Source organism: Emticicia sp., from assembly GCF_049241225.1.
GTDB lineage: Bacteria > Bacteroidota > Bacteroidia > Cytophagales > Spirosomataceae > Emticicia.
This window is the reverse complement of the sequence record NZ_JBMLRC010000254.1, coordinates 24,361-33,676: the sequence shown is the minus strand read 5'-3', so window position 1 is coordinate 33,676 and position 9,316 is coordinate 24,361. Positions and strand designations below refer to the sequence as shown.

The 9,316-nt window shown below is 39.3% G+C and carries 10 protein-coding genes; 2 read left to right on the top strand and 8 right to left on the bottom strand.

Annotated elements, in window-relative coordinates; genetic code table 11:
* Nucleotides 1–113 precede the first annotated feature (113 nt).
* From ACOVO2_RS13845 to ACOVO2_RS13825, 5 genes are all read right to left on the bottom strand, one after another.
* A complete protein-coding gene (locus ACOVO2_RS13845; RefSeq protein ID WP_421770548.1) occupies nucleotides 114–773 on the bottom strand; it encodes a 3-keto-disaccharide hydrolase in 660 nt (219 codons plus the stop codon).
* Between the two features lie 120 nt (nucleotides 774–893).
* The gene (locus ACOVO2_RS13840) at nucleotides 894–1,910 is read right to left on the bottom strand and encodes a WD40/YVTN/BNR-like repeat-containing protein (RefSeq protein WP_421770547.1); all 1,017 of its coding nucleotides are present in this window, start codon (nucleotides 1,908–1,910) and stop codon (nucleotides 894–896) included.
* A 218-nt stretch (nucleotides 1,911–2,128) separates the two neighbouring features.
* Nucleotides 2,129–2,875 (bottom strand): ribonuclease III, encoded by a 747-nt coding sequence (rnc, locus tag ACOVO2_RS13835; RefSeq protein WP_421770546.1) that lies wholly within the window; start codon nucleotides 2,873–2,875, stop codon nucleotides 2,129–2,131.
* A gap of 9 nt (nucleotides 2,876–2,884) precedes the next feature.
* Complete coding sequence (fabF, locus tag ACOVO2_RS13830) at nucleotides 2,885–4,132, bottom strand: beta-ketoacyl-ACP synthase II (protein ID WP_421770545.1); 1,248 nt, start codon at nucleotides 4,130–4,132, stop codon at nucleotides 2,885–2,887.
* Nucleotides 4,133–4,256: 124 nt separating this feature from the next.
* Nucleotides 4,257–4,493, bottom strand: coding sequence for an acyl carrier protein (locus ACOVO2_RS13825; protein ID WP_188767452.1), 237 nt, complete (start codon nucleotides 4,491–4,493; stop codon nucleotides 4,257–4,259).
* 241 nt (nucleotides 4,494–4,734) lie between these two features.
* Here ACOVO2_RS13825 and kdsA point away from each other — a divergent pair, with 241 nt between their 5' ends.
* Both kdsA and ACOVO2_RS13815 read left to right on the top strand, forming a co-directional pair.
* Complete coding sequence (gene kdsA / locus ACOVO2_RS13820) at nucleotides 4,735–5,544, top strand: 3-deoxy-8-phosphooctulonate synthase (RefSeq protein WP_421770544.1); 810 nt, start codon at nucleotides 4,735–4,737, stop codon at nucleotides 5,542–5,544.
* A 131-nt stretch (nucleotides 5,545–5,675) separates the two neighbouring features.
* Nucleotides 5,676–6,005 carry a DUF3467 domain-containing protein gene (locus ACOVO2_RS13815; protein ID WP_188767456.1) on the top strand — a complete coding sequence of 110 codons (330 nt, stop codon included), beginning with the start codon at nucleotides 5,676–5,678 and terminating at the stop codon, nucleotides 6,003–6,005.
* A 91-nt stretch (nucleotides 6,006–6,096) separates the two neighbouring features.
* Here ACOVO2_RS13815 and ACOVO2_RS13810 read toward each other — a convergent pair whose 3' ends face one another.
* From ACOVO2_RS13810 to ACOVO2_RS13800, 3 genes are all read right to left on the bottom strand, one after another.
* On the bottom strand, nucleotides 6,097–7,230 hold the full coding sequence (locus ACOVO2_RS13810; RefSeq protein WP_421770543.1) for a P1 family peptidase: 1,134 nt from the start codon (nucleotides 7,228–7,230) through the stop codon (nucleotides 6,097–6,099).
* A 179-nt stretch (nucleotides 7,231–7,409) separates the two neighbouring features.
* Nucleotides 7,410–8,045 carry a hypothetical protein gene (locus tag ACOVO2_RS13805; protein ID WP_421770542.1) on the bottom strand — a complete coding sequence of 212 codons (636 nt, stop codon included), beginning with the start codon at nucleotides 8,043–8,045 and terminating at the stop codon, nucleotides 7,410–7,412.
* A gap of 14 nt (nucleotides 8,046–8,059) precedes the next feature.
* Nucleotides 8,060–9,316, bottom strand: coding sequence for an LVIVD repeat-containing protein (locus ACOVO2_RS13800; protein ID WP_421770541.1), 1,257 nt, complete (start codon nucleotides 9,314–9,316; stop codon nucleotides 8,060–8,062).

Below are 9,316 nucleotides of genomic sequence, written 5' to 3'. Positions count from 1 at the left end.
TTTAATAAGATAATACAAAAACAAAAAAGGAGAGCTTTTAACGGCTCTCCTTTTTTGTTAAATACCAAGCCAAACTTAATTGACAAATAGGTAAATTGTGGACTATTTACTATTTATAACTCTTTAATCTTAATGCTCTTAAACGACACCATATCTCCGTGGTCTTGAAGAGCAATTTTTCCCTTAGCATGAGCTTTTGCGAAGTCCCAACTGGCAAATTTGCTTCTGGCTACCATCACCTGCCAATCGGTGCTACCGTATTCGTATTCAACCATTTTCTTGCCATTCAACCAATGTTCAACATGATTATCTTTTACAATGATTTTACCAGTATTCCACTGCCCTGCTGGCTTTACAACCGTTAGGTCGGCAGGAACCTGCATATCGTAGTTTGCGGCGGTTTTCTGCACATCTTTTATCGGTGACGGGTAATTCTTATCATCAATAATTTGGTACTCTGGCCCCGACATGTACGAAGCTTTGGCATCGGGTGTTTCCAACACTTTATATATGACACCACTATTGCCTTTAGGTGCCACTTTAAATTCAAAAGTCAACTCAAAATCTTCGTATTCTTTATCCGAAACCAAATCTCCATTTCCACCGTGTGTCATTAATATGCCATCCATTACGTGCCAACCCTTTACTGTTGTTTCGTGCCAAGTATGCCAGCCGTTGGTCGTTTTACCGTCAAACAAGTTTACTGTTTTGCCTTTTTGGGCATGGGCAAAAGTGCTACAAGCAACAAGTGCCAAAACCATTATTTTTTTCATTGTTTTAGAGCGTTGAATTTTAAAATTTTTGAAAGACCTACTTTATATCTTTGAAAGTTTTTAAAATTAAGAAGATGCTTTTGAATTAGCAAATTTGTAGGAGCTATTAGTCAAGCTGAATTATTTACCAACAGATAAATGACCAGTATTATTATCTTCAACTATTTTAAGTAAAAGAATCGTTCTGGCACTACCAATCGAAATAGCAGTTGTAGGAGATGTAAAAACAGTTTCGTAAATATTAAATGCCTTATTGAGTTTTTCACCAAAGACTTGATAATTGCCAGTTTTATCTCCCAATACGACTTGACCGTTGCAAGCAGAATAAATTTCGTATTTTTCGTTGGCTACACGGCCCCAAAGTAAACCAGAAGTAGGAATCTCCAACTTTTGCTTTTGGTTGTGAATACGGCCTTTTTTTCCCATCCAGCCGCCCATTGCGATAAAGTCTTTCGAGTTTTCAAACTGAATTTCGTGGAAGATGCTATTACCTATTTTTTGTTTCTTGTCCCATTGCTCATTTTCAAAAGCATACAAATGAGTTTTGTTGGGTGTGTACATCAAAGCATAAACCTTTTTATCGAATTCATTGTATTTTACGCACCACACCATTTTGAAGGCATTCTTATACACACGTTTCCAAGTTCTGCCTCTGTCGGTTGTTTTCAGAATAAAGCCAAACGGAACTGTCTTTTCGGAATGTGCAATGGCAGAATTACCTCCACAGATAAAAGCTGTTGAATCATTCACAATCGTAAGATTATAGAAACACGCTTTTTCGTAGCCTTTGATTTTGATTGTTTCCCAAGTATTGGTAGTCAGATTATGCTTATAAACAACGCCTTTATCGCCACTAATGATCAGGTTTTCTTTATCGAAATGGTCTAATTTATAAATATCAACGTTTTCGCTGGGGTAGCTGATGTTCGAAAGGTTTCCTTCGGTGTCGATAGATTTGAGTGTGCCATATTTCCCTCCTATCCAAAATTTGTCGCCTACGGGTATGATATCATAGTAAGACGAATCCGAATAGGATGTCCCTTGTTGTAATACCTGAATATTTACCTTTTGGGAGTATGAAACACCGCAGGTTAAAAATAGTAATAGGCCGAAAGTTATTTTAGGTAAAAGTTTCAACAAATGGCAGCTTATAAGTAATGGTGGTTGAATTCTATCAAATCACAAAAATAGATACTTGTAGGGATTCTGCAAATAAATTCAAATCATTTTACTAAGAGCAAGGGCAAATGCAAAAAAATGAAGCGAAAAATAAGGTTACGGAGAAAACCATCAAACTAATAAACTTGTGGAAGACTTCAACGCTTCTTAAAAAAATAACCAGTAACTAATCTCGATTAAGATTTTATCTCCAAAGCTTCGCAAGCACGGCGTGCTGCTTCTTGTTCGGCTTTCTTTTTGTTCCATCCCCCACCCTTACTCACAGCTTCGCCATCGACCGAAACCTGAGCCACAAATTCTTTGTGGTGGTGTTTGCCGTTTTCTTGAATAATCTCGAAAGTAACACGCTTGCCTTCTTGTTGCGACCAACTCAGAAGAATACTCTTGTAGTTTGTGTTAGTTTGAATGACCGTATCAAGGTCGAAGTAGTTGGCAAGAAGTTTTTTTAAGATAAACTTCTTCGTAAATCGAAACCCCTTATCTAAGTAAATTGCCCCGATAAGAGCCTCCATGGCATCGCCATACATTGAAGTGCGGTTGTGAGCGACTCTTTGTCCATCGAACTCAATGAGTCGCTCTAAACCTATCTTACGTGCTAAAATATTTAAAGATTCACGATTTACAATTCGAGAACGAATCTCAGTTAAGAAACCTTCATCTTTGAAAGGATATTTTTTGAAGAGGTATTCAGCTACAATCATACCCAAAACCGAATCTCCGAGGTATTCGAGTCTTTCGTTTGATTCTCTGAAACCACCAATATTTGTTTCTTTCGATGCAGAGGTGTGTCTAAAAGCAAGCTGATAGAGCAAAGAATTACCTGGCTTTTCGCCAATTATCTGCTCCACTGATTTTCTAAAACTGCGTTCTTTAGCATCAGTTTTGAAAAATCCCCAAAAAGAGTTACTAACTTCCGACAACACGATTCGTAATTAAATTTTCTTAAATATCAACGTAGCATTATGCCCACCGAAACCAAAACAATTACTCAAAACTACATCTATTTTTCGAGCTTTCGCAACATTTGGTGTCAAATCTATTCGAGGGTCAATTGATTCATCAATATTGAAGAGATTGATTGTTGGTGGAACTACCTGATGTTTGATTGCTAAAACTGCAGCAACCGATTCAACTGCACCAGCGGCACCCAATAAGTGGCCAGTCATTGATTTGGTTGAGCTGATACTCATTTTGTAAGTATGGTCGCCAAATAATTTTTCAATTGCCTTAATTTCTTGTGGGTCACCCAGTGGAGTTGATGTACCGTGCGTATTGATATAATCAACTTCTTCTGGTTTGATACCAGCATCATCAAGGGCATCTACCATTGATAAGTATGCACCTTCACCTTCTGGATGTGGAGCTGTAATGTGATACGCATCGGATGACATACCCCCACCGATGATTTCGCAATAGATTTTAGCACCACGAGCTACAGCGTGTTCGTATTCTTCTAAAATCAAGGCTGCACCACCATCGCCCAATACAAAACCATCACGGTCTTTGTCGTACGGACGAGAACCCGTTGCTGGGTCGTCGTTTCTTTCCGACATGGCACGCAGACCATTAAAACCACCGATACCCGCTTGAGTTACGGCTGCTTCTGAGCCACCAGAAATACAAAGATTGATTCTGCCCAAACGAATGTAGTTGAAGGCATCAATGATGGCATTGTTGGTTGAGGCACAAGCCGAAACCGTGATGTAGTTTGGTCCACGGAAACCATATTTGATTGAGATTTGGCCCGAAGCACTATCTGCAATCATTTTTGGAATAAAGAATGGGTTAAACTTCGGAGTTCCGTCGCCGTTCGAGAAATTGATAACTTCTTCTTCAAAAGTTTTCAAACCACCGATACCCGATCCCCAAATTACTCCTGCTTTATTTTTATTGATACTTTCTAAATCAAGACCAGAATCTTTGATTGCCTCTTCGGCAACTACCATTGCAAACTGGGTGAATAAGTCCATTTTACGAGCATCCTGACGTGGGATATACTTCGTAACATCAAAGTCTTTTACTTCACAGGCAAATTGCGTACGAAACTTACTTGCATCGAATCTGGTGATGGTAGCCGCTCCACTTTTGCCAGTTGATAGCCCTTGCCAAAATTCTTCTACCGTATTACCGATAGGTGTTAATGCTCCTAATCCTGTTACAACTACTCGTTTGAATGCCATAAAGTGTAAATGTTTTTGTCAAAGTAAAAGAATACAGAGTTCGAAGTACCGAGTTCGGATGGATAAATACGAAAAAGATTTAAGCATACCAAACTCGATACTCGGCACTCGGTACTAAGAATACTTATTTAGAATTTTCTTCCAAGTAAGTGATAGCCTGACCTACTGTCTGGATATTTTCTGCTTGGTCGTCTGGAATAGAGACATTAAATTCTTTTTCAAATTCCATTATCAATTCTACGGTGTCGAGTGAATCGGCTCCTAAGTCATTAGTGAATGAAGCTTCTGGAGTTACTTCTGATACATCAACGCCGAGTTTCTCAACGATAATTTGCGTTACTTTAGTTGCAATTGCTGACATTTTGAACTGTAGTTTGGTGAAAAACGACTGCAAAGAAAACGCTTTTAAACGAAAACAACAAAATACAGGAAATTTTTTTAGTACGAGAATTGTTTAGACCTTTGCAGTAGATTTTGTTAAATTGCTCTTTTGCAACGAAAAATTGGGTAAAATGTTATGAAAAATGCCCAATTTGCCTTGAAAAATATTCAGTTAACAAATAAAAGAATTGTTAATAATTATTATAAAAATAGACAAAGCATTGAAAATCAATCATTTAAAAAATCAGGATTCGGGCAATTTTTTCTTAATCGCTGGGCCATGTGTTGTTGAAGGGCGAGATATGGCGTTGGAAATTGCTGAAAAAATAAAATTAATCACTGACCGACTCGCTATTCCTTATATTTTTAAGGCATCTTATCGAAAAGCAAATCGTACTAAACTTGATTCGTTTACAGGCATTGGAGATGAGCTTGCTTTGGGGATTTTGAAAGAGGTTGGACAGACTTTTGAAGTACCGACCGTTACGGATATTCACGAATCAGAAGAGGCGGCTTTGGCGGCACAATACGTTGATGTTTTGCAGATTCCTGCTTTTCTTTGTCGTCAGACTGAGCTTTTGGTAGCTGCTGCAAAAACAGGCAAAGCAGTAAACGTAAAGAAAGGACAGTTTATGCACGGCTCGGGAATGGGTTTTGCCGTTGAAAAAGTAAAAGCCGTCAATCCAGATGCTGATGTGATGCTGACTGACCGCGGTAATTCGTTTGGATATTCAGATATTGTGGTTGATTATAGAAATATTGTTGAAATGCAAGCATTCAATGTGCCAATCGTGATGGACTGCACACATTCGCTTCAACAACCAAATCAATCGTCGGGTGTGACAGGCGGAAAGCCAGCTCTTATCGAGACAATTGCTAAGGCTGCCATTGCCGTCGGAGCAGATGGTATATTCATAGAAACGCATCCCAATCCATCGGTGGCGAAGTCAGATGGTGCCAATATGCTGGCTCTTGATAAGCTCGAAGGCTTGCTTGAAAAACTGTTAAGAGTACGAGAAGCAGTGAAATAATGCAACTTTTTCGAACATTCTGACCATAGAATAACAAATTGGGGGCTAATTTTCATTTTCAGAAAATGATTTCTATATTTGGTTATTGAAACGAAATGATGACTCCCAACCATCTTAATTTACAAATAATAATGGCAAAAAGAAAAGACATTCAGGACGAACCTGAACAGCAGATAAATATTGAGTTATCGGAAGAAATGGCCGAAGGTGTTTATGCAAACCTAGCAATGATTGCTCACTCGAATACCGAATTCGTAATTGATTTTATCAGATTAATGCCCGGTGTACCGAAGGCAAAAGTAAAGTCAAGGGTGATTCTGACACCCGAACACGCACAACGTTTATTGACTGCGTTGCAGGATAACATCGCTAAATACGAAGATAATTTTGGCAGTATCAGAGAAACAAATGAAGCATTGCCTTTTCCAATGAACTTTGGTGGCCCAATGGGCGAAGCATAACATTGTGGGGCGAACCGAGCGTCGGCCGCCTCCGAGTTTGCCTATAAATATAAAAAGCCTCGAATTTCGAGGCTTTTTATATTTATAGGGTTTATTTTACTCTGTTATATTTCTTTAAAATTTCGACAGTTTTATCAATCGGTAAGGCTTCAACTTTAGTGTTTTCAAAGCCTGTCAAAGTTTCTGCTGCAAAGAGTGAGTTGATGATAGCTTCTTCGGTTGCTTCGATTACTGCTTCAAAAAGTAAATCTAAGTCGTTGTTTCTCAATACTTTAAAAGTTTCATGCATAGAATCGGAATTGTGTGCTATTCTTAAATCTTCGGCCGTTGAAGCAGCAATTACATAGTCGCCGCTGCCGTTGGCTGCCATTCCTCCTGTTCGGCCTAAACCCAACATTGCTCGTGCGGCCAGACGCTTTAGATTTTTGGCACTGAGTGGGGCGTCGGTCAAGATTACAATCATACAAGAACCATCATCTTTGTAGGCTTCATCAATTTTGCTGAATTTGTGTTTTTTCATTTCGATGCCAACAGGTACGCCATTTACTTGAAGTACACCACCAAAATTAGATTGAACCAAAACCCCAACCGTATATCCACCTTTCGATTTTGGTAGAATCCTTGAAGAAGTGCCAATTCCGCCCTTAAACCCGAAGCAGACGGTTCCTGCACCTGCACCAACATTTCCTTCTTCCAGTGGCCCTGTTTGAGCCTTTTTGAGAGCTTCCAGTACGTGTTCTTTCGTAATAAATCTTCTACGTATGTCGTTCAGCCCGCCATCGTTGGTTTCGCCTACGATGGGGTTTACGCTTCTGACGTCTTTGTTTTCGGGAGATTGAAAAGTAAAATCAATGATTGCTGCCGAGGCTGTTGGTACTGAGAGTGTGTTGGTCAGTACAATCGGAGTTTCGATATTACCCAGTTCTTCTACTTGCGAATAACCCGCTAGTTTTCCGAAACCATTGCCGATATGAATAGCCGCAGGAATTTTATTTTGAAAGATATTTTTATCGTGTGGCAGAATGGCTGTTACGCCCGTGTGTACACCATCGGGTTGGTGGAAAGTAACTTGCCCGACCTTTACACCCGTAACGTCAGTAATGGCATTGAGTTTACCAGTGCGAAGTACGCCGATTTCGATGCCATAATCTCTTGCTCGTTTTTTTTGAGCAAAAATTGTGAAGTTTGATAGTAAACAAATGAAGAGTAGGAAGGGCTTATTCATTATTGGTTTTCTTTGGTTGATGTTTTTCAGTAAAGATAAAAGTTCTACTTAATCAAAACCAAAGAAAACCGTATTTATAGAGATTTACCACGGAGGCACTGATTACATGAATTAACACAGAGACAATTCTGTGAAAATCTATGTAATTCGTACCTCCGTGGTATAGTATAAACTTAACTTCAGAACTCAATGCCAAACCTTACAACCATTCGGCGGTAGTTTCTTACTTCGTTTGATTCTGTCCAGTAGAACTGGTCTTCGGTGCGTTCTTGTGCATACTCAGCACGTTGGAAACGATAACCAAAATTTAAGAGCCATGCCGAGCCATTTCGCATTGGAAATTTATAACCGATTGTTGGACAGATGATTAAGCCCCCCGTTGTCCTGAAACCTGTATTGTCTTCATTGAGCCAAATAGTAGAGTAGCCAGCATCTAAGCTGCCAAGCAAAATACTACCACCTTGCTTTTTCTGAACCAGATTTCTACGAATACCTGCCGAGATGGGCATCAGTACCGTTGGCCCATAAGAGTCAACACCGACCGTAAGACCAACCGCAGTTTTTGGGTTTAAATAAATTCCATTGAATGTCTGTAAAGAAAAATTTACTCTATTTTGAATTTGGTACAGAATGGGTTGAGGGTAGAAGCTTCTGTAGTAGGCATAAGTTTGGAATTTGCTTCGGCCCAAGAGAGTTCCGAGTTCGGTGATATTTACAAAAGGATGCTTTTTAAAGAAATCTTTTGTTTCTTTTTGTCCAAAAGATGGGAAAAAACTAATAATTCCCATCAAAGCTAAGATAAATGACTTTTTCATGATTTTGATTGGGTTTAGTTTTCTCGTTTTACAGCAATTACACTTAGTTGTTTCAAACTTTTAGGGTTTGAGGTATCGTATTGATACAAACCATCTTTACCGACCATCAAAAGGCGTTTTCCTTCGAGTGGAATTACATCGTAGGCATTAATCTTTTCGATGTGCTGTTGAAGCGTAATATTCGTGGCAGAGGTCGCATCAAAAGATTTTAGACCATACTGACTTTCACAAATAAAAAGATTCGGAAAATCAATACCTAAGCCTGCTGGCTGTTGCATTTGATAACTTTTGATGAGTCTTGGTGACGTAAGATTCGATACATTGACAACATCAAGTTGATTAGGGGCGTTTCCGCACCAACCTGTGCGAAGTGTTACGTAAGCGATATCCTCATGTACAACTACTGGGTCGCAGGCACGTGCGTGCTGGAAGATGGACAAACGTTCAGGTTTTTCAGGGTTTTTATTATCGAAAATGTACATCCCTGTATTTGAGCCGATAAACAGTTTGTCTTTGTAAGGAAAAATAGTTTCAATTCCCCAACCTAAATTGATTTTGCTCATTTGAGTGGGCTGATTAAGGGTTTTTATATTGAAAAGCAATAGGTCTGACTGCGAAACGGTGTATAGGTAATTGTCATAAATTGTAAAACGAGCCATTGAGCCGCCTGTTCCTGTTGCTCCTGCTGCCCCAGCAGCTCCGCTTGCACCTGAGGCTCCAGATTGTACGGCTCCATTTTTAAACGCTATATCATTACCATAATAATAAATCGGATTTACGTTACTTCCTTGTCCACAATCACTACGAACTTTTTCAGTTACGATTTTTACTTCGTAATCAGTAACTGTCTGATTTTGAGGGTTATAATACCAAGAAATGCCATCTGTAAGACCATTCTGAAAGACATCTTTTACTCGGCCCGTTTCTTTAACTGCTTTCGGATTGGTGATATCAAAAGCAACAATATCCATGTAATTATCGGCATAAAGGGTATTCTCTTTCACAGCCATATCGACAACGCCTGGGATTTTTAAGAAAGCAATATTTTGAGGTTGCTGAGGATTGGTATTGTCAATGATATGAATGCCCTTTTTTACTTCGTTGACAAAGATGTAGTTGTCTTTTACGTAGATTTTGCCAGGATTTTTTAAATCTTGTGGTGCTTCGGAGGCAATGCCCGAACGAATTTGTTCGAAGCTTAGTGTAACGGGTACGGTCGTGCGATAGGTGCGAGTAGTTTCGCAATTATCGGTACAGGCTGAGTTGGCAAT

Coding starts and splice junctions, on each gene's coding strand:
- ACOVO2_RS13810 (WP_421770543.1), bottom strand. CDS start 7,230: ATGAATAAGCCCTTCCTACTCTTCATTTGTTTACTATCAAACTTCACA.
- ACOVO2_RS13805 (WP_421770542.1), bottom strand. CDS start 8,045: ATGAAAAAGTCATTTATCTTAGCTTTGATGGGAATTATTAGTTTTTTC.
- ACOVO2_RS13825 (WP_188767452.1), bottom strand. CDS start 4,493: ATGTCAGCAATTGCAACTAAAGTAACGCAAATTATCGTTGAGAAACTC.
- fabF (WP_421770545.1), bottom strand. CDS start 4,132: ATGGCATTCAAACGAGTAGTTGTAACAGGATTAGGAGCATTAACACCT.
- ACOVO2_RS13845 (WP_421770548.1), bottom strand. CDS start 773: ATGAAAAAAATAATGGTTTTGGCACTTGTTGCTTGTAGCACTTTTGCC.
- ACOVO2_RS13815 (WP_188767456.1), top strand. CDS start 5,676: ATGGCAAAAAGAAAAGACATTCAGGACGAACCTGAACAGCAGATAAAT.